Source organism: Tenacibaculum discolor (assembly GCF_003664185.1).
GTDB lineage: Bacteria > Bacteroidota > Bacteroidia > Flavobacteriales > Flavobacteriaceae > Polaribacter > Polaribacter discolor.
Genome location: NZ_RCCS01000004.1, coordinates 60,286 through 85,000, shown reverse-complemented (window position 1 = coordinate 85,000; position 24,715 = coordinate 60,286). Strand labels below are relative to the sequence as shown.

The window sequence follows — 24,715 nt, the reverse complement described above, 5'->3', positions numbered from 1 at the left end:
CTTTTACTATGGAATTATACAAAGAAAATCAGCTTAAAATATATAACTCTTTAACCAAATCAAAAGAGCTTTTCAAACCAGTAATTGAAGGACGCGTAGGTATGTACGTATGTGGTCCTACTGTATATAGCAACGCCCATTTAGGAAACGTAAGAACTTTTATGTTTTTTGATGTGGTGTATCGTTATTTATTACACCTTGGATATAAAGTACGTTATGTACGTAATATTACAGATGCTGGTCACTTAGAAAATGATGCTGATGAAGGTGAAGACAGAATTGCAAAAAAAGCACGACTAGAGGAAATTGAACCTATGGAAGTGGTGCAACGTTATACAGTTGATTTCCATAATGTATTAAATAACTATAATTTTTTACCACCAAGTATAGAACCTACCGCAACCGGTCATATTGTAGAGCAGATTGAAATGATTAAAGAAATCATGGATAAAGGTTTTGCTTATGAAGTAAACGGTTCTGTATATTTTGATGTGTTAAAATATAACGAAACAGGTAACTACGGAATCTTATCTGGAAGAAAAATAGAAGACGCTATTCACAATACAAGAGCTTTGGATGGACAGTCAGACAAAAGAAATCCACAAGACTTTGCACTTTGGAAAAAAGCCGATGAACGTCATATCATGCGTTGGCCTTCTCCTTGGAGTGATGGTTTCCCAGGTTGGCATTTAGAATGTTCAGTAATGAGTACAAAGTATTTGGGCGAACAATTCGATATTCATGGTGGAGGAATGGACTTAAAATTCCCGCATCACGAGTGTGAAATTGCACAATCACAAACTTGTAGTGGTGTAAAGCCAGTAAACTACTGGATGCATACCAACATGCTATTGTTGAACAGTCAAAAAATGGCAAAATCAACAGGTAACTTTATTTTACCAAATGAAATTTTAACAGGAGAAAATAACATTTTAGGGAAAGCATTCTCTGCAAGTGTAGTTCGTTTTTTCAATATGCAAGCCAATTATCGAAGCATTTTAGATTTTTCTGGAGAAGCTTTAGAGGCTGCTGAAAAAGGACATGCAAAGTTGATGGAAGCTGTAGATTTCTTAGATAAAATAGAAGCAGGTAGTTCTTCTTCATTTGATGTTGAAAAATGGAGACAAGATTGCTACGATGCTATGAATGATGATTTTAATACACCAATTTTAATATCACATTTATTTGAAGCTGTAAAAGTTATCAATCAAATAAAAGAAGGAAAAGCGAGTTTAACTACAGAAGATCTAGAAGTATTTAAAAATACAATCAAAGCATTTGTTTTTGATGTATTAGGATTAATGAATGAAACTTCAGAAGGAAACAATTCTGATAAATTAAGTGGTGTAGTTGAAATGTTAATTAGCATGCGTAAAGAAGCACGTGAAAATAAAGACTGGGCATTATCTGATGAAATTCGTGATAGATTATTGGAGTTAGGTATTCAATTAAAAGACGGTAGGGAAGGAACAACATTTACAGTTAACTAATTGAAAAAAATATTAACATATCCATTTATATTGTTAGTTCGATTTTATCAAACAGCAATATCTCCGTTTACACCAGCAACATGTAGATATTCACCAACGTGTTCAAGCTATACAATTGAAGCATTGCAAAAGCATGGATTGTTTTACGGTGGTTGGTTGGCATTAAAAAGAATTTTTAGTTGTCACCCATGGGGCGGAAGTGGTTACGATCCTGTTCCAGAGAAAAAAGAAAAATAATAATTGTCATTAAGGAGCTTATTAAGTAGTAATCTTAGAGATTATTTCATTTTAACTTGTCTTTAGCGACAGCCGAAAGGTTCGTAATGGCACAAAAACTAAATTAAAGTAGATGAATTTTTTATCCATAGTGTGGGATTGGAACCCAGAAATAATAAATTTAGGAGGTTTTGGTATTCGTTGGTACAGTTTAATGTTTGTAGCAGCGTTTATTTTAGGACTTCAATTAATGAAAAAGATATACATTAACGACAATATTTCTGTAGAGAAACTAGATCCGTTATTTATGTACGTGTTTGTTTCTATGTTGGTAGGAATGCGTTTAGGAGACGTTTTCTTTTATAGTTGGGATTATTATCAAAACCATTTATTGGAAATCATATTACCATTTAAAAAACAAGAAGGAGCTTCGGCTTTATTCGGATTGTTAGATGGATGGAAATTTACAGGGTTTACAGGATTCGCAAGTCACGGAGCAGCAATAGCAATTCCGATTGCAATGTATTTTTACGCTAAGAAACACTTACAAAAACCATGGTTGTTTATTTTAGATAGATTAGGAATTATGGTGGCCTTAGCAGGATTTTTTATCCGTTTCGGAAACTTCTTTAATTCTGAAATTTACGGAAAACCAACGGGAAGCAGCTTTGGTGTAATCTTTAAAAGAGCAGGAGAGACGGTACCACGTCACCCAACCCAATTATATGAAGCATTTAGTTACTTAGTATTGTTCTTTGCTTTATGGTATTTTTATTGGAAAACAGACAAGAAAAACCAAACAGGATTTTTATTCGGACTGTTTATGGTAGTATTGTGGTCGTTACGTTTTGTAATAGAATTCTTAAAAGAAGCACAAGTAGAAGGAAGAGAAGATTGGGTGTTTAATACCTTAAATACAGGTCAAGTATTAAGTATTCCATTAGTATTAATCGGTTTTTGGTTAATGTTTAGAAAAACCAAAGCAACTGCATAAAAACAATAAAAAAACTCCAAGTGTACACTTGGAGTTTTTTATTATTCAAAAGTAACTGTTTTACTCTTTAGAAAACTTTTCAGCTAGCAAATCCCATAGCTGAGAATAGCCATTGTCATAACCCAATGCCCAAATACCTACACCGCCTATTTTATTGTGTTTTATCCAGTCGTATTTCAAAGCAAGAGATTGTACGTCTTCAAAAAACAACTGTCTATACTCTTGGTTACTATCTTTAATAATTATATAGCTAGAAGCACTTTTAGGATCAAACTTAACCGGGATTTGTAAAGAATCAATGTAAATATCTCGTATGGTATGGTAACGAGGATGCGATTTGAACTTAGTTACTTTAGCACCCATTTCAGATTTTTTTGTATACCATTCAGCACCGTAATAGGGGAGTCCGGCAATTAATTTATGCAGAGGAACCCCTTTATCTTTATAATAATTAACAGAAGCTTTTAAACCATTTCCGAATTTTTCACTGTATTTAAAAGGAGTTACAGGCCCAGTAGTTTTGCTAAAACTACCGTAGTAATCGTACCCCATTAGCGTGTAAAAATCAATATGCGGATTGATAGTAGGAATATCAAAAACATTGTTCCAGTCAATAGCATATAAACATAAAGAAACCATATAATTAGGATTTTTCTCTTTTAGTTTTTTAGAAACGTTAATGATAAATTGTGTAAACTGATTCCTATCTTCTTTAGCAACACCTTCAAAATCTATATTAATTCCATTAGCATTTCTTAACGCAAGTAACTCAGCTAGGTTCTCTATTAATCTTGTTTGAGCTTTTGAATTTTTTAAAAATACAGCATTGTTTTTGCTTCCAAAGTTAGTAACAGACAAAAAGACTTTACAACCTTTTGTTTTTGCACTGTCAATTAACGGAGTAGTTTTCCATTGATGTATACTTTTATAATTACCTGTTTTGGGTTCAACAGAATATGAAAAATATGAAATTCCCCAAAGCATGGAAAAATTATAACTTTTATAAGCAGAACCATTTGAGTATACGTGCCATCCAAATGTGCGATATTTTGGATGTACGGTTCCTTTTTTATGAGCTATAGGTTTGTAAGAAATGTTGTTTAAACTATCCCATTGACGCTCGGTAGAAAAGTTAAGGTTACCATACTTTTGCTCATGTAAATGGCGTTGGCTTATGAATTCACGGCTGTCAGAAATTCTAGCTGTTTTTTCATGTTTTAATGATGGTTGATTATTGTTATTAGGGAGTGTCTTTTCTTTCTTATTTGAACAAGAAGTAATTAATACGATTAAAAACAAGAGGCTAGTTAATAACCTAATTTGTTTATTTTGGGGGTGCTTCATTTTTAACAAAAAGATAGATTAGTCAAATTCATAGTTTATTACAAACTATAAGAGTTACTAAAATACAATAAGTTTTCTAAGGAAGTTTTTGTTTAAAAGTAGATGTTTAGAAAAATAAAAAAACTCCAAGCTTTTCGCTTGGAGTTTTTTATTGTATTAAGACAGGATTTTTTATCCTTTAATTTTAGCTAACTCTTGTTTTTTAGCATCAATTTCATTCTCAATTTTTAACAAGCGATTTTCAATTTTATTAACAATAGCTTGTTTTCTTTCAATGCTTTCTTTTGAATTAGAAGGATCTTTTTTAGCCTCTTCTAATTTAGACTTCATTCTAGCTAACCCTTCCTTACCACTAATTAAAATTTCTTCATTAATGCTAATATCATCTTCAAGATCGCTAATTAAAGTGTTTTTCTCTTTACTAATGTTCTTTTCTTTAGCTTTAATTTGGTTACTTAATTGTTTAAGTTTCTCTTCTTCTAAACGTAAAGCTTCTTGCTCTTTTAAATAAGCAAGCTCTCTAGCTTTTCTTTCTTCGTCTAATTTTTTACGAGCCTCTTCAAGCTTTTGTTTTTGTAAAAGAACCTCTTTCTGCTCATCACTTATATTATCTTCATACACAACAAGACCAGTGTTAGTAGCATTAGCTTTAGCTTTAGCCTCTTCTTTAGGCTGTTCTTTCTTTTCTTTTCTAGCTAATTTTCTTTCTAAAGAAGCTAAATCTTTTTTATGCAAATCAATTTGATTGTTAAGCTTGCTAAGTCTTTGTTGCATGTTAGCAACAATTTTCTCTTTTCTCTCTACTTCTTGTTTTGTAGCTTTTTTACTATTTTTAAAACGTTCTAAGTTTCCTTTTACACGTTTTAAAGCATCAACACCACTAATTAAAATCTCTTCATTAGCACTAATTTGATCTTTCTTATTCTTTACCTGAATCTTTAAAGTTTTAATATCATTTTGAGCATTTACCTGTTGTAGGGAAGCAAACGTTATGAAAAAAGTTAAAGTAACTAAGAATCTTAATGTTTTCATTTTAATCTATGTTATTAAGTATATGTTTTTTTGGGGCGCAAAAGTATGGCTAATTGCAAAAAAAAAATAACTTTTTAACATGTTTTTTATCATGTTTTTCAGGAAATTAAAAACATAATGCTTTGAGTAACATAAAATTTGATGTAAATAAAAGTTTTAGAGTTTTTACTCGTGATGATAAGGTTCGTTTCTAAGAATAGTAAACCCGCGGTAAACTTGTTCAACTATAAATAAGCGAATCATTTGGTGAGAAAATGTCATTTTAGATAACGATAACTTTCCTTGTGCTTTATTGTATACAGCATCAGAAAAACCATAAGGACCTCCAATAACCAACACTAGTTGTTTAATACCAGAGTTCATTTTCTTTTGTAAATATTTTGAAAATTCTACTGAAGTATGCTGTTTTCCTTTATCATCCAATAAAATTAACTGATCTGTAGGTTGTAGTTTAGATAGAATTAACTCTCCTTCTTTTTCTTTTTGTTGCGCCTCGCTCAAGTTTTTAACGTTTTTTATATCTGGAATAATTTCCAACTCAAACTTTACGTAATGTTTTAATCGGTTTTGATATTCGTCAATTAATTGCTGTAACTGTTTATTATCAGTTTTGCCTATAGCGAGTAATTTTATTTTCATAGGGCAAAATTACGAATGTTTTATAAACTCTTAAAGGGATAGGTTTAAGTGTAAGAAACAAGTTTTTGTATAGATAATACTGAGAGAAATAGAAGAGTAGTCGAATCTATCATAATTGTGGTTACACATTGTTGAGCTTTTATTTCTTTAATGCTTTCAAGTACAAGTTTTCTATTGTTTTAATATGATGTAATTCGTGTCCGAGAATATGATATCCCAGAGCTCTTGCACTTGCTCTATTTTCGTTTGCAATCCCGATACGTTTTAATGATTTGTCAGATAACCCATTAAACAAAGCAATTGTAGATAATCTTAAAGCTTCGTATTCCTCTAATATATTCTCAATTGTTCTTTCCGATGTGTCAGAATAAAAGTTATAATCTTCCTGTTCAAATCCTGGGAGATTTGTTTTATCATTTCTAGCAAATGAAAGAGCCCTATATCCATATATTCTTTCGTCATCAATTATGTGAACTAAAACTTCTTTAATAGACCACTTATTCTTTTCATACCTATAGTCTAATTCATCATTCGATAAGTTACTTATTAAAGACTTTGTTTTATGTAAACTCGATTTCAATTGTTCAATAAGGCTTCCATCTTTTTTAACTAGTTTCATGTACATTTCGGCATAACTAGGATATTCATTTTCTAATGGAAATTCAATATATTTAATCATATAGCTTTTTTTATGTTGTTGTCAACGATCTTGACTATGAGTAGTTAGGTGTTTAAGCAATTAATTTAGCAAATACCAACCCGAATAGAAAAACCGAGAAGATTTTGCAGGGTAGCTAGAACTAGCAATAAATTATACAACCTGTAGGCAAGTTCGTTTTTATCATTTTCCTACATAAGTAGAATGTAATTGTTGAATTTTCCATTTACCATCTTCTTTTATTGCGACTGCACTTTCAAGCCAATGGGCTGTTTGTAGGGTGTCGCTTTCTTTTATCCAGGTTCCAAAATTATCATACGCAACCCATATCGTACTTTTGTTATGTACAGTTTTTAAGAAGTTAAATCTATTGATTCTATGGAGCTGTTGTTTGTCTGCTCTTATTCGTGCTTTTATCATATAATTAGAAATAGAATCATTATTCCATACAAGACCATTTTCAAGTAGTAAGAAATCAATTGTATGATGATTTTTTATTTTCGTTGAATCTAAATCAGACCAAATATCTTGAAATGATTTTGATATTAATCCTTTAACAGAATCAATATCTGCTTGTTTTTGGGATTCATTTAATTCAATATTATTTCTCGAATCCGGATTTGTTCTGTTATTACAAGAATAGAAAACAGAAATAATTATTATAATAAGAAGTTTCTTCATAGTCTTTGTTTTTTAATGAATGGTAACTCGTTTTATGCCAAACTTTACTTCTTTTACCCCGACAAAAGCATTTGATATAATAAATCTTAGCAATTTTTACGCTATCAAATATATAAAAAACGAATACTTTATCTAAGGTAAAGTTATCAATGATTTTTGATGTCGTTTTTAAGTCGTTGCTATCAGGCATGCTTTTAAACACCCAATTTAACAAATACAAACTGAATTGTAAATATGTGTTTTTTTTAGTGTTGGTTATTGTAATATTCCCACAAAAATGAAAGCATAATACAGTCCTGTTAATATAAAAACAATACCTGCAATTGTTCGCATTACTTTTTCGATTTTCGTAATTCTTTTATAGAATACTCCCACTTTTCCTACTGTAAAAGCTATTAAATAAGTGAAGAGAATTACAGGTAAACCTGTTCCAAGTGCAAATACAATTGGTAAATAAAGTCCGTTAACAGAAGCAATGGTCATTGGAATTAACATTCCAAAAAATAAAGCACCACTATAAGGACAAAATGCCAAAGCAAAAATAACCCCTATTAAAAAAGAGCCTATAAGACCCTTGTTTTTAAATTTTTCGGATAGTTTTTCTTGAAAATTTGATTTACTTAAAAAATTAAGCTTGATAATATTTAGCATTATTAAACCAATAATTATCAATAAAGGTCCTAGGTATTTCTCTCCATTCTGATTGAAAAATCGAGCGATATGGAATTTACTAGCCCCAAAATATAATATCAAGCCAATTGCTGTATAACTAAAACCTCTTCCTAAAGAGTATAGCAATCCGCTTAAAAACACTTTACGTTTACTCGAAATGTTTTTAGAAATAAAAGCAGTTGCAGTTATGTTGGTTGCCAAAGGACACGGACTAATAGCTGTCATTAGCCCAAGAACAAATGCCGATAAAATGGGAATATTGTAACTTTCTAAAAGCGATTGTAAAAAATCCATTTAGAGTTTTTTTAATTCTGTTTCGATTTTTGTTTTCAATTCTTTAGAAAATTCCTCTTGACTGTTTCCATTCATAAAAGCAAAATTGGTTAAATTTATTTGTGTTTCCTTTCCATTTTTAATCACATTTAAAAACAAAGCTGTTCCTGTTGCTTCAAATTTTTCTGCAATTTTTTCGTTTTCCTTTTTATCTACATTAACTACCTGAAACGTAATTTTTTCTTCTTTTAGTTCAGGTGCAAAATAAGTGTTCAACGTATACTTTGTGTTTGCTTCAATGGCATTGCAGGTCATACACCTGTGAGTAGAGTGAAAATCGAACACCTCAATTTTAGAAACAGATTTATCTATAGAAGTTGATTTGTTTTTATTTTGATTGTTACACGAAATAAGTATAAAACTAATAGCCAAAGCTGTTAAAAATTTAAATGCTTTCATTTTGTTTTTGATTTATATAATAATGTTAAATAAGTAGCCTGAAATGATAATACAAAGTGTAACGACACTAAAAAAGATGGCAATTAACTTAAAGGTCATCACTTTTTTTAAAAGCATAGCTTCGGGTAATGAAAGCCCAACTACTCCCATCATAAATGCAATTGCAGTTCCTAATGGAATACCTTTAGCAACCAATACCTGAACTACTGGGAGTATTCCTGATGCGTTTGAATACATTGGTACTGCAAGAATGGTAGCTATAGGAACAGCAAAAAGATTGTCTTTGTTCATATATTTCTCAAAAAAACCTTCTGGAATATAGCCGTGCATTAGTCCGCCAATTGCAATTCCTACAATTACATATAAAATGATGCCTTTAAGAATTTGTATAACTTCAGACCAAATAATTGGCAAGCGTTGTTGTAACGTTTGTTTTTCTTCTTTAAATATTTCTTGTTCTCTCTGAGCGTTTTTTAAAACTTCTTTTACCCAAGGTGTTAAATAAGTTTCTAATTTTAATTTTTGAAGAATAACCCCTGAAATGGTACCTAATAAAACACCACTAATTACATAAATTAAAGTTGTTTTAATACCAAACAAGCCAACAAAAAGACCAATCGCAACTTCATTTACCAATGGAGAAGTGATTAAGAAAGAAAAAGTTACACCTAAAGGAATACCACCTCTTACAAAACCAATAAATAGCGGAACAGATGAACAAGAACAAAAAGGTGTTACTACACCAAAAAGGCTTGCTATAAGGTATTCCAAGCCATATAATTTATGACGAGATAAATAGTTTTTAACCTTGTCTATAGGAAAATAACTATTCACAATTCCCATAAAAAAGATGACAACAAAAAGTAGTATTAGAATTTTAGTAGTATCATAAATAAAGAAATTTAAGGCCTTTGCTAAATGTTGCCCTTTTTCTAAATTCAAAACATCAAAAACCAACCAATCTGCTATGTTTTGTACCCAATCAAACATTTTCAACAGTGTTAATAGTACCTGAAATTGAACACGATAGTTTTACCGTATTATAAATAGTACCAAACTTTTCAATGTTCTTTTTAAGTAAATTTGAATTCAGTTTTTTATCATTGCTGTAAATTGTTAGATTGTAAGAGATGTTTTCCATTCTTGGCGGACTCTCAAGGCGTGTGGCAGTAACCTCAATAGTTGCTTTAGAGTACGAGAATTTCATCATGCCCGAGAATCGTTCTAGGTTTTTCAATATACAAGAAGCGAATGCACCTAAGAATATTTCAGCAGGATTTGGCAAGGTTTCGGCAGTTTTTAAAGTTGTACCAAAATCTATACTCGATTGCTTTATTTGTAAAACAGCATCTTGATTAGAAATGGAAGAGGCTTTTATTTGATAGTACATAGTAGGTTCTAATTAGTTTAAAAGCTCCAATACTTCATCTTTAGAAGGCACTCTACCTTTTATTGTTATCACATCGTCTATTACCAAAGCAGGTGTAGTCATTACGTTGAATTTTATAATTTCCATTATGTCTTCCACTTTTTCAATAGTTGCATCTATGTTGTTTGCTGAAACTACATCTTTAACCACGCCAGCCATTGATTGGCATTTTGGACATCCTGTTCCTAAAATTTTAATTACTCTAGTCATGTTATTTCTGTTTGTTTATCGCAACAAGCGATAAGGTTATTGAGAAAATATCAATCAAAAAATTGTTGAAATAATGTTTTAGCTATTTTCCAGTTTTCTCGATTGATACAATATTTTATTTTTGGGGGTTTTAATTCACCTTGAATTAAACCTACATTTTTTAATTCTTTTAAATGTTGAGAAACTGTTGATTGAGAAATGGGCAATACATCAACCAAATCTCCAGTAAAACAACACGATTGATTTTCGAGATGCTTTAAAATTGCAATGCGAGTGGGATGTCCTAGTGCTTTAGCAAATTTTGCTAAAAGTTCGGTGTCCTCTTTATATTCTATTTGTTCTAAAGTTCTTTTCATATTGTTTATCGCAAATTTACGATTGGTTTTTAGATTGAAATATGATTTTTATCATGTTCTATTATTTAGTGTGTTAGTGTTTTATGTTTGTGAAAAAATGTACTGTTTGTACGGTAAGCTTAGTATGCAGATAATATATGTATAGCTTTTACTTATAAAAATCTTCTTCACTTACTTTAATAGTAGTCAGTTCAACCGTATGCCCATCAAGGTCTTTAGTATATATTGAATCAAAATAATAATGATCTTGAATAGTAAATTTCAAATTTAGTTCGGTATATCTTTTTTTAGCTTTTTCAAAGTTTTCATTAGTCACATTAAATGCAAAATGGTCAATTTTTACATTTTTTGAACTTGAATCAAGTTTAGTGTTAGCTGTATTTGCAGGAAACAATGCAATACCTGACTTCCCAGAAAGTAAAAAGATAGGGAAGTCTCTCCATTCTGGTAATTGATATCGCTTTAATCCTAATACTTTTTCATACCATCTTGCAGATGCTTCCAAATCGGTAACTCTAATTGCAACGTGGTCTAAAAACTCAATTTCTATGGTATGCTCTTTATCTGCCATATCTTAAATTACACACAACTTATTTGTGTATGATTTCGTTGCGTGTTTCTGCAACTAATTTAGCAAATACAAACCGAATAGAAAATCCGAGAAGATTTTGCAGGGTAACTAGAACTAGCAATAAATTATGCACGTTGTTGGGCGTTCGTTTTCTTCTTTGAATAAAAAAAAGCTCCTATTCCAAGTAGAATGTAAATGATAATTATATAAATAAATTGCTCTTTGTTTTCGGTGAATTCAAAATATATTATTAGCAAACCTGCGAGTAATAATCCCAGGAATGAAGTAGCAGTTATTATTAGAGATGAATTTGTTTCAACACGTTTTCTGTAATTGGTATAAGCCATTAACATTGAAACAATAATAAAGGTGATACTTCCAAATTCTAATATAACCTGTAAACCACCAGTAGCTAATAATACATAAGCAAAAACACTCATTGTTATTATAGCTTTGTTTGGAATATGAGTTTTAATCTTTTGGCCTAATTGTTTTGGAAAGTAGCCATCATTGGCTATTACTGCCATTAGGCGTGAGGCACCAAAAAGCGTTCCACTTATGGCACTTGAAGTAGCTAACAATGCCCCAAAGATTACGATAAACTGTCCGAATTGCCCCAGATAGGTTTTAGTACCAGCAGCAAGGGCGTATTCTTTATCTGCAATAATTATTTCTTTTGGAATGGCAGATAATGCAGCGATTGAAAGAATTACATAAAGCAAAGTGGCAATAACAATTGATGAATAAATAGCTCTTGGAATATTTTTTTGAGGATTATCCATTTCATTATAGGCATGAATAACCAATTGAAATCCTTCATAGGCTACAAAAGTTATAGCTGATACAATTAATATTTGAGTGAGTGTGGTTTGATTTTCAAATACAGGAATTAGATTTTGAATATCTCCTTTTCCTGCTAGTAAGCCAGATATAAATAACAAAATGACAATTTTTGAATAGACTAATATATCTTCCAATTTGCCCATTCCTTTTACGCTAACTAAATTGATTATCGCAAAAAAGGTAATAATAAGTCCTGCGATTATTTTTTGCCAGATTGGATGATTTAGGGTATCAAATTGACTACAGAAATAGGATGCAAACGTAAAGGCATACAAAGCTAAGGTGCTGATGTATCCAAAAACAATTAACCACCCGATTACCGATGAAGCAAGCTCACTATTTGGAAAAGATTTTTTGAAAAATGAATACGTTGCCCCTTCGTCTTTATAAAGCAGTGCTAGCTTTACATAAGAATAAGCTGCACACAATGCCAGAACACCTCCAATCAGGATTGCATAAGGTGTTGCGTTTCCTATATTTTCTGTAGCTATACCTAAAATTGAGAAAATGCCCCCACCAACCATTCCGCCCAAGGCAATTGCAATTAACTCTCCCAATCCAAGCTCCTTATTCCTTTGTCGTGTGAGTTTATTCATCTTTTATTCTAGTGACGTTCAGCATGATTGTATATGGTTAGGTACATGTTTAAACATTAAATTTAGCAAATATAAACCGAATAGAAAATCCGCAAGGATTTTCGTAAGCAAGTTAGAACTAGCAATAAATTATATGCGATGTTAGCACTTGCTTTTTATTTATACATGTTTTCAATATTCAACTCTTCCATTACCAGATTTTGAAGAGTTTTCAATTCTTTATTGTAGTTAATATTTTCCTCTTCACTTTTTTTTAGTTCGGATAAAACGTCAAAAACAAAATTTTCTTCTCCATATTCATTCCATTCTTTTTGGAAGCTTCTATTCCTATGGTTTCCGAATTTGAGTTCCATTTTATGTCTGTTCCATTTAGATTCCATATCAATACTATGGTCAATCAGAAATTTATTGTTTTTAATGTTTTTTATTTGAAAAACTCCCATTGGAATTTTCATTTGTTTGTATTCTTCTTTAAGTTCTTTTTTTGTTTTCATATTACATAAATCCTAATTGTTTCATAACTGTTATTCTGTCAAAAACCTGAGTATGTCCATTAATCAAATTGTCTTTAAAATGATAAATTGTTAAGCCTTTTGTATTTATAGATTTTTTAGTTGGTGGATATCCTCCAATCATACCAAGGTTTGTTCCTGTTAAAATCCAAGTTATAGCAACATGATTTTCTTCAGGAATTGCAGATGTTATTTCAAAATTCATATCAGGAAATGAGTTGAATGAAAAATTCAACCGTTCTATGAATTCAGAATGAGATAAGGTTTTTCCCTCCCAAGGGTCAGTTGTGTCAAGGTGAATTGTATATTCTGGATGAACGTATTGCTCAATTTTATCAAAATTCTTTTTATTCCAAATTTCAGTCATAAATTCCCGCAGGAAAGATTCTTTGTTCATTGTCTTTTTTTAAGTTGGTGCTAACGTATTTGTGTATGATTTTTTGCGGGAAAATGACGGGAGTAGTTTTCCGTTGTAGCGGAAAGATAATTAATAAGATTGAATTTCCGCAGAGGAAATTAATTATTTTTCCTTTGTTTGTTATGTATCTATTAATCATTAGTTTATGTAAATTTTCAAATTCTTTTTTGTTGCCAAACTACCTTTATTTGCTTATATTTGTTGCTGTATTGTTGCCCATACAACACTCATAAAACGCATAGTCTAACACAGTAAATATAAGGAAAATGAAAGTTACTTTACGCCAACGTAGAAAAGGGAAACGAATTAGTTTATATCTTGATTATTACGAAAACGGAAATCGTAAGTACGAGTACTTGAAATTATATTTAACGCCAGAACCCGACAAAGGGTCCTTAACTAAAGCACAGAAATTAGAAAACAAGAAAATCTTACAACTTGCTGAAAGCATCAGAGCCAAAAGATATTTAGAGGTACAGAATAATATTTATGGTTTTGAAAATAAAGAAAAGAAACAAGGAAATTTTTTCGTGTATTTAGAACAATGGATTGAAAGACGTTCAGAAAGTAAAGGCAATTTAGGTGTATGGAATAGCACACTAAAACATTTAAAAGATTATAACCCAACAGGTATTTCTTTTGAAAGAATAGATGAAGAATGGGTAGAAGGTTTTAAAGAGTATTTAGACAAAAAAGCACTTTCCAGAAGTAAAAGACCATTAAGCCAAAACACAAAATCAGCATATTTTAAAAAACTTTTAGCGGTATTACGACAAGCTGTTAAAGAAAAAGTAATACAATACAATCCTGCTATTTTAGTTGAAAACTTTAAAGAAGAAGATACACATATGGAATTTTTAACTTTAGAAGAAGTTAGAAAGCTTTTTAACACAGTTAGCCGACATCCACAATTAAAAAATGCGTTTCTTTTTTCCTGCCTTACAGGTTTGCGTTGGTCAGATATTACAAAACTTCAATGGTCTGAAATCCAATATTCAGAAACCTATGGAAATTTTATTAGATTTAAGCAAAAGAAAACTAAAGGAGCTGAAACCTTACCAATTTCCGAACAAGCATATGAATTGTTAGGAGAAAAAGGCGAACCTACTCAAAAAGTTTTCGAGAATATTAATAACGTTCAGAGAAATTATGACCTACTAAAAGAATGGGTTGGTGAGGCAGAAATTAAGAAGAATATCACGTTCCATTGTGCGCGTCATTCTTTTGCAACATTACAACTGACTTTGGGTACTGATATTTATACAGTATCAAAAATGTTAGGTCATAAGAATTTGAAAACAACTCAAATTTACGCTAAAGTAATTGATGACAAAAAGAAACAAGCAGCTTACAGAATAAACCTTAACCCAAATGGCTAAAGACTTATTTATCGACTTACTGTATGTGGAAAAGGTTACTGATGATAAAAGAACCGAAAACCAATTTAAAGAGCTTTTAAAAGGCTTTAAAAAGCAATACCTCAATACAACGCCTAAATATGAAATCGACTTTAAAAAGGCGTATTCTAACAAGCGTAAATACTATTTAAAGTTAATTGAAACCGAGTACATCAAAAATTTTAATCAAATTAATGATATACTTGATGCAAACTCAACAGCTGATCATTTGTCTTTTTTATATGATAATGCGCACCGTAAATTTTTAAATTATTTAACCCAGATTAAAAAATACATTTCAGATAATGTAATTGATGAAAGTTTGTCTTTAAAGCCAATTCAAAATGATAAATCTGATGAAGCCTATATCATTTCATTTTTAAAAGCAAATGCGATGATGCTTTTTATGGAACTTCAAGAACGATTTTCAGAATTAAGTGATGCTGAAATTTATACAATAGAAGAACTGCACGAAGTATTTTTTAATGAAGAACCACCTCAAGAGTTAATTGTAAAATCCTATTCCGGTGCAGAAATAAAAACTGTTAGAAAACCAATAAAGCAAAGTTCAATTTTCAACGCTATACAAGGTGATTTTAGAGAAGAAAATAGCGAAGTCTTATCATATAACGTGCTAATAGAGAAAACCAAGCAAAGACAGTTTTCCCAATTAGAAGAAACTTTAAATGAAAAAGGTATCATTGATGATAAGTATAATTACATCAAAAAGCGAGGTAACAAAAAGTTACTTGCAGCTTTTATGGTAAAGCTCACAGAAACTAAATACTTTACTGAAAGGTTATTTTTTGATAATAAACCACCCAAGAAAATAGTGCCTAAACATATTCATAAATTTTTTGCTCATCGTTATGGACCAGGTAGTGATGCTAACAAAGAGTATCGAAATTTTTTAGGTGCTGAAAAAAGAGCCTATCAAAAATTAGTTGAAGCCAATTTTTGGCTTGACCAAATCAAATAAAACTTCACTTTTTAAAAGTGGTATTTTCTCTACTTAATACCAAATAGATAATACCAAAAACGGTGTAAGATATTGTTTTACAATGGTTTAATAATACCATTTTTTCTCTTTTCTGTTATACCAAACACCTTTTTCAATATTTGTTATGTCCTTGACAATCAAGGATGACTTTTGCGCAGAAGTCCATTTTTAAATTAAAATTTATAATAAGATGGACGTTAAAATAATTGAACGTTTAGAAAGCATCGAAAAGTTGTTAATAGAGCAACAAACGTTGCAAAAGCAAGTATTGAACTTCAATGAAACTTGCAAGTATTTAGAACTATCACAATCGCACTTGTATAAACTTACAAGTACGGGAGCCATTCCACACTATAAACCGAATGGAAAAAAAATCTATTTCCAACGTCAGGAGTTAGACCAATGGTTACTTCGTAACCGTATGGATTCCCAAGATGAAATCGAGCAACAGGCAGCTAATTACTTAATCAAAAAAGGAAGGATTTAGTTATGACTGAAATCATCGATTTACTCTTGGCACTCTCACAAGAGATTAAGGACATAAAAGCACGTATCGAATTAATAAGAGCTACGAGAGCAGAACGCTTAAAAGATACGTGGATTGACAATCAGGACGTAATGCAAACGCTACATATTAGCCAACGCACATTGCAAACATTCCGTTCAAATGGCACGATTCCATATAGTAAGATACAAGGTAAATTTTATTACAAAGTATCTGATATAGAGGAACTATTACAAAGCAATTATTATAACCCAAATTTTAAATGCGATGGAAATAAGTAAAGAAAGCATCTTAAAGAAAACGCATTACGGGTTAAATATTTACGCTTATGTATTAAGGCAGTATTATCCTAAATCAACAGTCCTTTCCTTAAAAGGAAGGGACTGCGGGTTAACCCGTAACCCTTTTAACGGTGGTAAATCAACATTACAAATTAATGTTGTAGACAATAAGGCGGTGCATTACGATACAGAATTAACCCATTTTAAAGGTGATGTATTCGATTTTGCATCCTATCATTTTAAAATCATTAATGAAGAAGATTTGTTACTTAAAATTAATGAGGAACTGCATCTAAATTTTGAAGTTAAAAAAGAAGATGAATTATCCTGGTTAGATGCACCTGATGATACTTGGTATGCTTACAGCAGTTTTTATAAAGCACCAATTAGAAATGTTTTTCCAACTGAAAAAGTAAGATTACATCAAGTATTTGAGCGTATTACAGGCGATAAGTATAAAAGTATCACAGAGCAATTTAGAGCGATTAAAGACCCTAAAGAAGCACGGAAATTTAAAGCAAATCATTTTGATTATGTAACATTTTCAGGTGTGTTTTCTAAACGAAATGATGATAGCTTAATTGAGCATTCATCACTATTAACAATCGATTTTGACCATTTGCAGAATCTTGAAGAACTAAAACAACAATTATTAAAAGATGAATATTTTGATACCGAATTGTTGTTTACGTCACCTTCAGGGGAAGGCTTAAAATGGATAATTAGAATCGATGTATCTAAAGTGCCACACAACGAATATTTTATTGCGGTGGCCAATTACATAAAACATACATATAACATTGAGGTTGACCAATCGGGTAAAGACATTTCCAGAGCGTGTTTTTTATCCCACGATCCATTGGCATACCTACATAAAAGACATCAAATGATATGACAAAGATATTCAACCCGAAAGATTGGTTAGCTGTTCCAGAACAAAAAGAAGTACCTAAAAAACCAATCAACAACAATCCAACAACAATTGTTGTAAATGATATTGAAACATATATCAACGCTTTAGAACAATCAGGTATCGATATTACTGATACTTATGAAAAGTGGCGTGATATTGGTTTTGCTATTTCAGAGGAATACGGTGAAGCTGGACGTGATTACTACCATAGAATTAGCAAAAATTATTCAGGTTACGACTATAAAGAATGCGACGAACAGTATAATAAATGCTTACAAGCAAAAGGACACGGTATAAGTATAGCAACCTTATACCACCATTTGCATCAAGTTGGTATTAAACCAAAACATCAGCAACAAGTTGTTGAAGTATTGCAACAGCCAGAGGAAGAAAAACAACCGTTGCCAACAATACCAACAACAGTTTACAACAACATCCCCACATTTTTGCAACAAGTGGTAGAACCATCAAGCAGTAATGAAGAACGTGATATTTTGTTGTTGGGTGCATTAACAGCATTTAGTGCTTGTTTCCCAAAATTGTTTGGTGTGTACGACCAACGTAAAGTGTTTAGCAACTTGTATTTATTTGTTACAGCACCAGCTTCAGCAGGAAAAGGGAGATTAAACCAAATTAAAAATTTGGTAAATCCCGTTCACAAACAACAACGTGAACAATCCAAAATACTAAAACAACAGCATCAGGTTGAAATGGCTACTTATAATATGAATAAGGGCAAAAGTGAAACTATGGAAAAACCGAGTAAACCACCTGAAAGAATGTTGTTTATTCCGGCTAACAATAGTGTGACAGGTGTATATCAATTAATATCTGATAATGAAGGTAGAGGATTAATTTTTGAAACAGAAGGAGATACATTAGCACAAGCTTTTAAAAGTGATTACGGTAATTATTCCGATGGTTTTCGTAAAGCATTTCATCACGAAACCATTAGTTACTATCGTAGAACCGATAGAGAGTATATAGATATTGAAAGACCTTGTTTGTCAACGGTGTTATCTGGTACACCAAAACAAATTCAAGCATTGGTTCCAAGTGCTGAAAATGGGCTGTTTAGTCGATTTATGTTTTATTATATGAATATCAAACCTACTTGGAAGAACGTTTTTCAAACGGATACAACCAATGGTTTAGATGAATATTACGACCAATTAGGAAAAGAATTTTTTGGGTTATACAAAACCCTAAAAAACAATCCTGATATTGAAGTAAGGCTAACAACAGAGCAACAACAAAAGTTTAATGTGTTTTTTGAGAAGCTTCAAACCAAATACCTCAATCTTCAACCCGATGACTATATAGCAACTGTTAGACGTTTGGGGTTAATAGCATTCAGAATTATAATGTTGTTTTCTGTATTTCGCATTATGGAAGATGGTGATGTAAACCAAGTAAGATATTGTGAGGATATAGATTTTGAAAATACATTGGAAATGATAAGCGTATTAGTAAAGCACAGTAGTAAGGTGTTTAACGATTTACCTATCGAACAAAAAGAAGTAAAAAGAGCCAATCGTAAAGAGCGTTTTTTAGAAGCCTTACCTTATCAGTTTTCAAGACAAGATTACCTAAATATAGCCGACAAAAACAAGATACCTCATAAAACAGCAGAAGGCTATATTACAAAATTTGTGGATGTTGGTCTAATACATAGGGAAGCACATAACAATTATACAAATCCCACAAAAGCACAATAAGGATTTTAAGGAAACGAGGATTTATAAAAATACTTTATATCCTCAAATCCTTAACTTCCTCATTTCCTGTTCATAATTGTTAATATCTTTTTGTTAGTTCTTATTTTCTTTTTCTTACATTAGACAAATATTGACAAGTCAAAATATCCCCAAAATGACGTTTGGAGAATACATCAGAGAAATACGAGAAGAAAAGCAATTATTGTTAAGAGAAGTTGCTTCTCAAATGAATATTGATACTGCACTTTTAAGTAAAATTGAACGTGGTACTCGTATAGCTCGTAAAGAACAAGTTGAAGCATTAGCTAAAGCATTAAAGCAAAACAAAAGCGAATTACTTCAATATTGGTTAGCAGATAAAATTGTCTTTATGTTAAAAGAAGAAAAAAATATTACGGAAATCCTCAAAATTGTAGAACAAAAAATTAATAGATTGAGCAAGAAGTAGAATTAATAAACCCAAGTCTTATGAGTCAGGAACTTTATTTTAATATCATAACATTTGATTTACCAGACAAACCAATAACTTTTTATTTAAGTAAAGAGAAAATTGGTAATGCTCAAAAGTTGTATAAAACAAAGTTTCCAACCAATATAGAAGATTTGTTTCCTGGTATAAAAGAAGAAAATCCTGATTTTATCTACACATCATTTATTTATGAAAAGGAAGGTTATTTGCCTTTAAAACTCAATCTAAAAGAACAACCAACCGACTTAATAAAGCATTACTATAATTGGCGAATCAAAAAAATCTTTAAAAGCATAAAAAAACTTGTTGGTCAAAACTTTGTGAATGATAATCAAATTTGGATAGGTAATAGATCATATCAAAATAAAAGTTTTGCACAGTATTATAAGTTTACTGTCAAAGTACAAATTAAAGAGGTTAGTGAATATGGTGAGTTAGTTATTTCTTATGATGGTATGGCCAAAGTGTTTAAAAAACCTATTTCTGAAATTATAAAACATACCTCAACAACAAATCTTAATAAAGTTGTATATAAAATGAGGTTATTAAAATATCATAAGGAAAAGGAATTTATTGATGATAACACAAAGGCTTTTGCCATTTTGAATAACGATTTACGAACAGCTTTTAATATTCAACCAGAACCTAAAGATGATTCCAATAAATATATAAGTTATAAACACAAAATCGATAAGTTTATTCAACATTTCATTTTGAGTGAAGAATTTAAGAAAGTTATCCCTGTTAATAATGACGATTACTTACCTGTAGAAATAAATCGAATTGGTGAAGTTACTGATGAAAGCAATGATTTAGTGTTTCAAAATGGTGTCGGTAGAAATCCCAAAATTGATTTTAAGAATCTAAAGCCTTTAAATCCTTGTCAGTTAGATAATGTGCATTTCTTCTTTATACATCATACAAGTTATACTAAAGAAGTTGAAACATTGCAAAAATTATTGGAAGATGGTACAAGTTGGTATAAAGGTTTAAACATTTATGCAGGTGTTTTAGCACATTTCGATAATAATGTTAATATAGTATTTGATGATTTAGAAAATCCATTACCTCAAATTGCAAAGGGTATAAAAGATTTTAAATCTGACCCTAATATTAATTATGTTGCTATTTATTTAAGTCCTTTTAACAAGCACGAACCCAATCTTGAAAAAAAGTTAGTGTATTACAAGGTTAAAGAGCAGCTTTTATATAAAAGAATTATATCTCAAGTAATAGAGTTTGATAGATTTAGAAGAAATCAACATAAGTTCATATATGATTTAACAAACATTTCATTAGCCTTATTAGCAAAATTAGATGGTACACCTTGGCAATTAAATGTCAAACCTAAAAATGAATTAGTTATAGGTGTAGGTGCATTTAAAAATACCGAAGAAAATATACGATATGTAGCAAGTGCATTCAGTTTTAAAAATAATGGAAGGTTTAATGAATTTCATTATTTCAGTAAATCAGATACAAAGGGATTAGCAGGTGCAATTAGTGAAGCAATATGGCAATATGTTCCAACAAACAAAACACCTGAAAAAATAGTTATTCACTTTTATAAGGATATGAAGGATGAGGAAATACAACCTGTATTGGAAATGATGGATAAACTTAAATTGCCTTGTCCTCTATTTGTTCTAAATATCAATAAAACAAAATCAGAAGATATAATAGCTTTTGACCAAAATTGGAATGGTGAGTTAATTCCAATGAGTGGTACATATATAAATATTGGTCCCAAAGGTGTATATAAATATTTACTCTTTAATAATTTGAGGTATAACAATACTGTAAAATATCCAAGTAATTCAAGTTATTCATTTCCTATAAAACTTAAAATTTCAAGCCCAACACCAGAGGCTTTAAATGATAGTAAAATGATTAGAAAACTAATTGAACAAGTATATCAATTTAGTAGACTGTATTGGAAATCATTAAGACAACAAAATGTACCTATAACTATAAAATACCCTGAAATGGTGGCAGAAATAGCACCTCGTTTTAATAGCAAGGAAATACCACCTTTCGGTCAAGAAACACTATGGTTTTTATAAATTTGAATTTTTAATGAATAATAAACAATCCATAGCAGTCCTTCCTTTTGTCAATATGAGCAGTGATATTGATAACGAATATTTTTGCGATGGAATTACGGAAGAGATTATTAATGCACTCACAAAAGTAAAAGGCTTAAAAGTAATTGCAAGAACCTCATCTTTTGCCTTTAAAGGAAAGGATATTGATATCAGGGAAATTGGCAAGCAATTAAGTGTAAATACAATTCTTGAAGGGAGTATAAAAAAAGCACAAGATAAGGTTAGAATAACAGCGCAGTTAATAGATGTTGTTGACGGAATACATTATTGGTCTAAAAAATACGATAGAGGACTAATTGACATTTTTGAATTAGAAGACGAAATTAGTTTAGCCATAGCAGACGAGGTCAGAAACAATTTTGGGCATTTTGAATTACAAGAGCATCTCATTAAACAACCCACAAACAATATTGATGCTTATCAATTGTTTTTAAAAGGACGTTCATTACAATTAAAATGGACACCAGAAAGCATAAAAGAAGCTATTACATTTTACAACCAAGCCATTGCACTCGATACCAATTATGCAAAAGCATACTATGCCAATTTGCAATGTTATGGCTTATTGGCAATGTGGGGCTATATGCCCTATCAAGAAGCGATGGACTTGGCAATTACTAATTTGTTGATAGCCAAAGAAATTGATACTACTTTGCCTGAATACCCTTTATCTTTTGTTGGGAAGTTTTTCTGGGAAGAATGGGATTTTAAAAATGCTTACCTACATATAAATAAAGTATTAGAGATAAACCCAAATCACATAGATGGTTTAGAAGCGATGGCGGAATTATATATTGCTCTTGGTTTTTTTGATGAAGCTTTACAATATGCGACCAAATTATTAGAGGTAGATCCGCTTTCGGCTAACAATCATTATACCTTAGCTCATATATACTACTATCAACGTCAATTTGAAAAAGCACTAAAGACAATAGACTATGCGTTAACGTTGAACCCGCAGTTAGAATTAGCTCATCACTTAAAATGTTTCTGTTTAATATGGCTAAATGACAGTGAGCAGTTTAACTCGTTTATTCAGAATACCTCATTAATTGAAGAAAAAAACCTATTGTTTAACCTCATTAATAAAAAGAATAAAGAAATAACAAATGATGTTATTTCAAAATGGTCTAAAGGAGGTAATGAATTAACAATGTTGGTTCCTTATGATATATTTATTTTATGTAATTCAAACCATAAAGAGCTTGGTTTTTCTCGCTTAAAAGAAATGATAAGCCTAAGACGAGGTCAAGTTATAAACTTTAGGCAAGAACCTTTTTTGAATCAGTTACATAATTTTAATGGATTTTCTGAATTGCATCAGTCAAATTTAGTTTTAAAGGATGTTAAACCCCTTCAAATAGAGCAAGAACAATCACACTTAATTCTTTTGGATAAACAACAAATAGTTAGTTTAAAAGAAGAATTACTTTCTTATTTTAAGGAAGACGAGCCGTATTTAAATCCGCAATTAACATTAAAATTTGTAGCAGATGTTTTAGGGTTAAATACAAATAAAATGTCCTATTTAATTAACCAAGCATTTGATGTTAATTTCAATGACTTTGTCAATTCATACCGTTTAAATCATTTTAAAACCATAGCCTTAAACCCTAAAAATTCACACCTCACTATTCTTGGATTGGCTTATGATAGTGGTTTTAATTCTAAAAGTGTCTTTAACACATACTTCAAAAAAATAGAGGGTATTACCCCTAAGGCTTGGTTAAAAGCCAATTCGTAGCAAATCGTATTCAGTTCGTTTCAAATTATAATTCAGAACGATTGCTTTAGTTATCTGATGAATCTTTGCATTATCATTTAATTAATAATCAAAAAACGAACAGTTATGACAACTTTACACAAAACTTTAGTAGCATTTATAGTAACAACTTTAATGCTTTTTACATCTTGTTCAAAAGATGATGACAACAACACACCATCAAACAATTACACAACCGTTGAAAATTTACTAACTGAAATTAATTTTCAGGGGTATGCCATTGTAACTAAAAACGGAAACGATTTAGTGAGACAAGGATTTGGAATAGCAAATCAAACCACAGCTTTGGCACAAGATTACAACCTCGCTTATCGCATCGGTTCAGTGAGCAAAACATTAACAGCAGCTGGCATTGTCCAATTAAAACGTGATGGCTTAATCGATAGTTTTAATCAAACTTTAGATGAATTTGACCCTGAATTTCCAAACGGTAGTCAAATCAGTATTGCGCAATTATTATCGCATCAATCGGGTATTCCAAATTATCAACTTATCATAGAGGAGGCTTACAATCAAGGGGAAACTTTGGATGAAGAAGATATATATGAAGTAATTAAAGAATTAGTTACTGAAAATGGTCTCGATTTTACACCAGGTTCAAGTAAACAATACAGCAACTCAAACTTTCTTATTGCTGCTTTATTAATTCAAGAAGTATCTCAAATGTCTTACCACGACTATATGCAACAAAAAATATGTAATCCCCTTGCAATGTCCAATACATTTAAAGGTACTGATGTAATTGATGAAAATACACACGCTCAAGGCTATTTAAATGGTAATACAAATAGCACCTATCCAATGACAATTGCTTTTGGTGCTGGAGACTTTAGTAGTACACCAAAAGATATGGAAACTTGGGTTAATACAGTAAAAAACAATTGGTTTACAAATGATGAAAAAACCGAAATATTTACCCAAAACGTACCAAGTGGCTATACTGATTTTGGTTTAGGCTGGTTCACCACTCAAGAAGGAAATACTACAATGTTTTGGCACGGTGGAGATATTAATGGCTATTGGAGTATGATTGGTTTTATTCCGGAATTTGATGCTACAATTGTACTATTAAGCAATCAACAAGACGATACAGGTATGCAACGCAATACCATTATTGAGCAATTATTAACAAATGAGTTTAATTAAAATCA

At 31.0% G+C, this 24,715-nt stretch carries 28 protein-coding genes; 13 read left to right on the top strand and 15 right to left on the bottom strand.

Annotated elements, in window-relative coordinates; genetic code table 11:
• Positions 1 to 8 precede the first annotated feature (8 nt).
• The 3 genes from cysS (at position 9) to lgt (ending at position 2,700) form a co-directional block, all read left to right on the top strand.
• Positions 9 to 1,490 carry a cysteine--tRNA ligase gene (gene cysS, locus C8N27_RS00810; protein WP_121145805.1) on the top strand — a complete coding sequence of 494 codons (1,482 nt, stop codon included), beginning with the start codon at positions 9 to 11 and terminating at the stop codon, positions 1,488 to 1,490.
• Entirely contained in the window at positions 1,491 to 1,727 is a 237-nt protein-coding gene (gene yidD, locus C8N27_RS00805) for a membrane protein insertion efficiency factor YidD (RefSeq protein ID WP_073181389.1), read from the top strand.
• Positions 1,728 to 1,839: 112 nt separating this feature from the next.
• A complete protein-coding gene (gene lgt, locus C8N27_RS00800; RefSeq protein ID WP_121145803.1) occupies positions 1,840 to 2,700 on the top strand; it encodes a prolipoprotein diacylglyceryl transferase in 861 nt (286 codons plus the stop codon).
• 60 nt (positions 2,701 to 2,760) lie between these two features.
• Here lgt and C8N27_RS00795 read toward each other — a convergent pair whose 3' ends face one another.
• The 15 genes from C8N27_RS00795 to C8N27_RS00725 all read right to left on the bottom strand — a co-directional run bounded on the left by C8N27_RS00795 (position 2,761) and on the right by C8N27_RS00725 (position 13,372).
• Positions 2,761 to 4,044 carry a glycosyl hydrolase family 18 protein gene (locus tag C8N27_RS00795; protein ID WP_121145801.1) on the bottom strand — a complete coding sequence of 428 codons (1,284 nt, stop codon included), beginning with the start codon at positions 4,042 to 4,044 and terminating at the stop codon, positions 2,761 to 2,763.
• A gap of 171 nt (positions 4,045 to 4,215) precedes the next feature.
• Entirely contained in the window at positions 4,216 to 5,076 is an 861-nt protein-coding gene (locus tag C8N27_RS00790; RefSeq protein ID WP_121145799.1) for a coiled-coil domain-containing protein, read from the bottom strand.
• 165 nt (positions 5,077 to 5,241) lie between these two features.
• Positions 5,242 to 5,715 carry a 23S rRNA (pseudouridine(1915)-N(3))-methyltransferase RlmH gene (gene rlmH, locus C8N27_RS00785; protein WP_099215338.1) on the bottom strand — a complete coding sequence of 158 codons (474 nt, stop codon included), beginning with the start codon at positions 5,713 to 5,715 and terminating at the stop codon, positions 5,242 to 5,244.
• 139 nt (positions 5,716 to 5,854) lie between these two features.
• Complete coding sequence (locus C8N27_RS00780; protein WP_244174698.1) at positions 5,855 to 6,340, bottom strand: DinB family protein; 486 nt, start codon at positions 6,338 to 6,340, stop codon at positions 5,855 to 5,857.
• 216 nt (positions 6,341 to 6,556) lie between these two features.
• The gene (locus C8N27_RS00775; RefSeq protein WP_121145795.1) at positions 6,557 to 7,054 is read right to left on the bottom strand and encodes a DUF4440 domain-containing protein; all 498 of its coding nucleotides are present in this window, start codon (positions 7,052 to 7,054) and stop codon (positions 6,557 to 6,559) included.
• A 255-nt stretch (positions 7,055 to 7,309) separates the two neighbouring features.
• The gene (locus C8N27_RS00770) at positions 7,310 to 8,020 is read right to left on the bottom strand and encodes an aromatic aminobenezylarsenical efflux permease ArsG family transporter (RefSeq protein WP_121145793.1); all 711 of its coding nucleotides are present in this window, start codon (positions 8,018 to 8,020) and stop codon (positions 7,310 to 7,312) included.
• Entirely contained in the window at positions 8,021 to 8,458 is a 438-nt protein-coding gene (locus C8N27_RS00765) for a nitrophenyl compound nitroreductase subunit ArsF family protein (protein WP_121145791.1), read from the bottom strand.
• Between the two features lie 12 nt (positions 8,459 to 8,470).
• The gene (locus C8N27_RS00760; protein WP_121145789.1) at positions 8,471 to 9,448 is read right to left on the bottom strand and encodes a permease; all 978 of its coding nucleotides are present in this window, start codon (positions 9,446 to 9,448) and stop codon (positions 8,471 to 8,473) included.
• Positions 9,441 to 9,848, bottom strand: coding sequence for an OsmC family protein (locus C8N27_RS00755; RefSeq protein ID WP_121145787.1), 408 nt, complete (start codon positions 9,846 to 9,848; stop codon positions 9,441 to 9,443). Before C8N27_RS00755 ends, C8N27_RS00760 begins: the two co-directional genes overlap by 8 nt.
• A gap of 12 nt (positions 9,849 to 9,860) precedes the next feature.
• The gene (locus C8N27_RS00750) at positions 9,861 to 10,097 is read right to left on the bottom strand and encodes a thioredoxin family protein (RefSeq protein ID WP_121145785.1); all 237 of its coding nucleotides are present in this window, start codon (positions 10,095 to 10,097) and stop codon (positions 9,861 to 9,863) included.
• 50 nt (positions 10,098 to 10,147) lie between these two features.
• Positions 10,148 to 10,453: an ArsR/SmtB family transcription factor gene (locus C8N27_RS00745; protein WP_121145783.1), complete on the bottom strand. Its 306-nt coding sequence runs from the start codon at positions 10,451 to 10,453 to the stop codon at positions 10,148 to 10,150.
• Positions 10,454 to 10,601: 148 nt separating this feature from the next.
• Positions 10,602 to 11,024 (bottom strand): VOC family protein, encoded by a 423-nt coding sequence (locus tag C8N27_RS00740; RefSeq protein WP_121145781.1) that lies wholly within the window; start codon positions 11,022 to 11,024, stop codon positions 10,602 to 10,604.
• A 125-nt stretch (positions 11,025 to 11,149) separates the two neighbouring features.
• Positions 11,150 to 12,463 (bottom strand): APC family permease, encoded by a 1,314-nt coding sequence (locus C8N27_RS00735; protein WP_121145779.1) that lies wholly within the window; start codon positions 12,461 to 12,463, stop codon positions 11,150 to 11,152.
• A gap of 155 nt (positions 12,464 to 12,618) precedes the next feature.
• The gene (locus C8N27_RS00730) at positions 12,619 to 12,957 is read right to left on the bottom strand and encodes a GIY-YIG nuclease family protein (protein ID WP_099215343.1); all 339 of its coding nucleotides are present in this window, start codon (positions 12,955 to 12,957) and stop codon (positions 12,619 to 12,621) included.
• Position 12,958: 1 nt separating this feature from the next.
• Positions 12,959 to 13,372, bottom strand: coding sequence for an ester cyclase (locus C8N27_RS00725; RefSeq protein ID WP_099215344.1), 414 nt, complete (start codon positions 13,370 to 13,372; stop codon positions 12,959 to 12,961).
• A 287-nt stretch (positions 13,373 to 13,659) separates the two neighbouring features.
• On the opposite strand from C8N27_RS00725, the gene C8N27_RS00720 reads away from it, so the two are divergent.
• The 10 genes from C8N27_RS00720 (at position 13,660) to C8N27_RS00675 (ending at position 24,710) form a co-directional block, all read left to right on the top strand.
• Positions 13,660 to 14,772 carry a site-specific integrase gene (locus tag C8N27_RS00720; protein ID WP_121145777.1) on the top strand — a complete coding sequence of 371 codons (1,113 nt, stop codon included), beginning with the start codon at positions 13,660 to 13,662 and terminating at the stop codon, positions 14,770 to 14,772.
• Positions 14,765 to 15,769 (top strand): DUF6617 family protein, encoded by a 1,005-nt coding sequence (locus tag C8N27_RS00715; RefSeq protein WP_099215409.1) that lies wholly within the window; start codon positions 14,765 to 14,767, stop codon positions 15,767 to 15,769. The genes C8N27_RS00720 and C8N27_RS00715 overlap by 8 nt, the downstream gene beginning before the upstream one ends.
• 211 nt (positions 15,770 to 15,980) lie before the next feature.
• Entirely contained in the window at positions 15,981 to 16,277 is a 297-nt protein-coding gene (locus C8N27_RS00710) for a helix-turn-helix domain-containing protein (RefSeq protein WP_099215410.1), read from the top strand.
• Between the two features lie 26 nt (positions 16,278 to 16,303).
• Positions 16,304 to 16,576: a helix-turn-helix domain-containing protein gene (locus C8N27_RS00705; protein ID WP_237270836.1), complete on the top strand. Its 273-nt coding sequence runs from the start codon at positions 16,304 to 16,306 to the stop codon at positions 16,574 to 16,576.
• Positions 16,563 to 17,471, top strand: coding sequence for a BT4734/BF3469 family protein (locus C8N27_RS00700; protein ID WP_099215412.1), 909 nt, complete (start codon positions 16,563 to 16,565; stop codon positions 17,469 to 17,471). The genes C8N27_RS00705 and C8N27_RS00700 overlap by 14 nt, the downstream gene beginning before the upstream one ends.
• Positions 17,468 to 19,207 (top strand): DUF3987 domain-containing protein, encoded by a 1,740-nt coding sequence (locus C8N27_RS00695; RefSeq protein ID WP_121145774.1) that lies wholly within the window; start codon positions 17,468 to 17,470, stop codon positions 19,205 to 19,207. The genes C8N27_RS00700 and C8N27_RS00695 overlap by 4 nt, the downstream gene beginning before the upstream one ends.
• 154 nt (positions 19,208 to 19,361) lie before the next feature.
• Positions 19,362 to 19,655, top strand: coding sequence for a helix-turn-helix domain-containing protein (locus tag C8N27_RS00690; protein WP_099215414.1), 294 nt, complete (start codon positions 19,362 to 19,364; stop codon positions 19,653 to 19,655).
• Positions 19,656 to 19,675: 20 nt separating this feature from the next.
• Positions 19,676 to 21,739: a Piwi domain-containing protein gene (locus tag C8N27_RS00685; RefSeq protein ID WP_099215415.1), complete on the top strand. Its 2,064-nt coding sequence runs from the start codon at positions 19,676 to 19,678 to the stop codon at positions 21,737 to 21,739.
• A 13-nt stretch (positions 21,740 to 21,752) separates the two neighbouring features.
• Positions 21,753 to 23,525, top strand: a complete 1,773-nt coding sequence (locus tag C8N27_RS00680) for a tetratricopeptide repeat protein (RefSeq protein WP_121145772.1) — start codon at positions 21,753 to 21,755, stop codon at positions 23,523 to 23,525.
• 105 nt (positions 23,526 to 23,630) lie between these two features.
• Entirely contained in the window at positions 23,631 to 24,710 is a 1,080-nt protein-coding gene (locus tag C8N27_RS00675) for a serine hydrolase domain-containing protein (protein ID WP_121145770.1), read from the top strand.
• Positions 24,711 to 24,715 lie beyond the last annotated feature (5 nt).

Excerpts from the sequence above, each read along its gene's own strand:
- cysS (WP_121145805.1), top strand. The coding sequence starts at position 9 with ATGGAATTATACAAAGAAAATCAGCTTAAAATATATAACTCTTTAACC.
- lgt (WP_121145803.1), top strand. The coding sequence starts at position 1,840 with ATGAATTTTTTATCCATAGTGTGGGATTGGAACCCAGAAATAATAAAT.
- C8N27_RS00795 (WP_121145801.1), bottom strand. The coding sequence starts at position 4,044 with ATGAAGCACCCCCAAAATAAACAAATTAGGTTATTAACTAGCCTCTTG.
- C8N27_RS00790 (WP_121145799.1), bottom strand. The coding sequence starts at position 5,076 with ATGAAAACATTAAGATTCTTAGTTACTTTAACTTTTTTCATAACGTTT.
- rlmH (WP_099215338.1), bottom strand. The coding sequence starts at position 5,715 with ATGAAAATAAAATTACTCGCTATAGGCAAAACTGATAATAAACAGTTA.
- C8N27_RS00780 (WP_244174698.1), bottom strand. The coding sequence starts at position 6,340 with ATGTACATGAAACTAGTTAAAAAAGATGGAAGCCTTATTGAACAATTG.
- C8N27_RS00775 (WP_121145795.1), bottom strand. The coding sequence starts at position 7,054 with ATGAAGAAACTTCTTATTATAATAATTATTTCTGTTTTCTATTCTTGT.
- C8N27_RS00770 (WP_121145793.1), bottom strand. The coding sequence starts at position 8,020 with ATGGATTTTTTACAATCGCTTTTAGAAAGTTACAATATTCCCATTTTA.
- C8N27_RS00765 (WP_121145791.1), bottom strand. The coding sequence starts at position 8,458 with ATGAAAGCATTTAAATTTTTAACAGCTTTGGCTATTAGTTTTATACTT.
- C8N27_RS00760 (WP_121145789.1), bottom strand. The coding sequence starts at position 9,448 with ATGTTTGATTGGGTACAAAACATAGCAGATTGGTTGGTTTTTGATGTT.
- C8N27_RS00755 (WP_121145787.1), bottom strand. The coding sequence starts at position 9,848 with ATGTACTATCAAATAAAAGCCTCTTCCATTTCTAATCAAGATGCTGTT.
- C8N27_RS00750 (WP_121145785.1), bottom strand. The coding sequence starts at position 10,097 with ATGACTAGAGTAATTAAAATTTTAGGAACAGGATGTCCAAAATGCCAA.
- C8N27_RS00745 (WP_121145783.1), bottom strand. The coding sequence starts at position 10,453 with ATGAAAAGAACTTTAGAACAAATAGAATATAAAGAGGACACCGAACTT.
- C8N27_RS00740 (WP_121145781.1), bottom strand. The coding sequence starts at position 11,024 with ATGGCAGATAAAGAGCATACCATAGAAATTGAGTTTTTAGACCACGTT.
- C8N27_RS00735 (WP_121145779.1), bottom strand. The coding sequence starts at position 12,463 with ATGAATAAACTCACACGACAAAGGAATAAGGAGCTTGGATTGGGAGAG.
- C8N27_RS00730 (WP_099215343.1), bottom strand. The coding sequence starts at position 12,957 with ATGAAAACAAAAAAAGAACTTAAAGAAGAATACAAACAAATGAAAATT.
- C8N27_RS00725 (WP_099215344.1), bottom strand. The coding sequence starts at position 13,372 with ATGAACAAAGAATCTTTCCTGCGGGAATTTATGACTGAAATTTGGAAT.
- C8N27_RS00720 (WP_121145777.1), top strand. The coding sequence starts at position 13,660 with ATGAAAGTTACTTTACGCCAACGTAGAAAAGGGAAACGAATTAGTTTA.
- C8N27_RS00715 (WP_099215409.1), top strand. The coding sequence starts at position 14,765 with ATGGCTAAAGACTTATTTATCGACTTACTGTATGTGGAAAAGGTTACT.
- C8N27_RS00710 (WP_099215410.1), top strand. The coding sequence starts at position 15,981 with ATGGACGTTAAAATAATTGAACGTTTAGAAAGCATCGAAAAGTTGTTA.
- C8N27_RS00700 (WP_099215412.1), top strand. The coding sequence starts at position 16,563 with ATGGAAATAAGTAAAGAAAGCATCTTAAAGAAAACGCATTACGGGTTA.
- C8N27_RS00695 (WP_121145774.1), top strand. The coding sequence starts at position 17,468 with ATGACAAAGATATTCAACCCGAAAGATTGGTTAGCTGTTCCAGAACAA.
- C8N27_RS00690 (WP_099215414.1), top strand. The coding sequence starts at position 19,362 with ATGACGTTTGGAGAATACATCAGAGAAATACGAGAAGAAAAGCAATTA.
- C8N27_RS00685 (WP_099215415.1), top strand. The coding sequence starts at position 19,676 with ATGAGTCAGGAACTTTATTTTAATATCATAACATTTGATTTACCAGAC.
- C8N27_RS00680 (WP_121145772.1), top strand. The coding sequence starts at position 21,753 with ATGAATAATAAACAATCCATAGCAGTCCTTCCTTTTGTCAATATGAGC.
- C8N27_RS00675 (WP_121145770.1), top strand. The coding sequence starts at position 23,631 with ATGACAACTTTACACAAAACTTTAGTAGCATTTATAGTAACAACTTTA.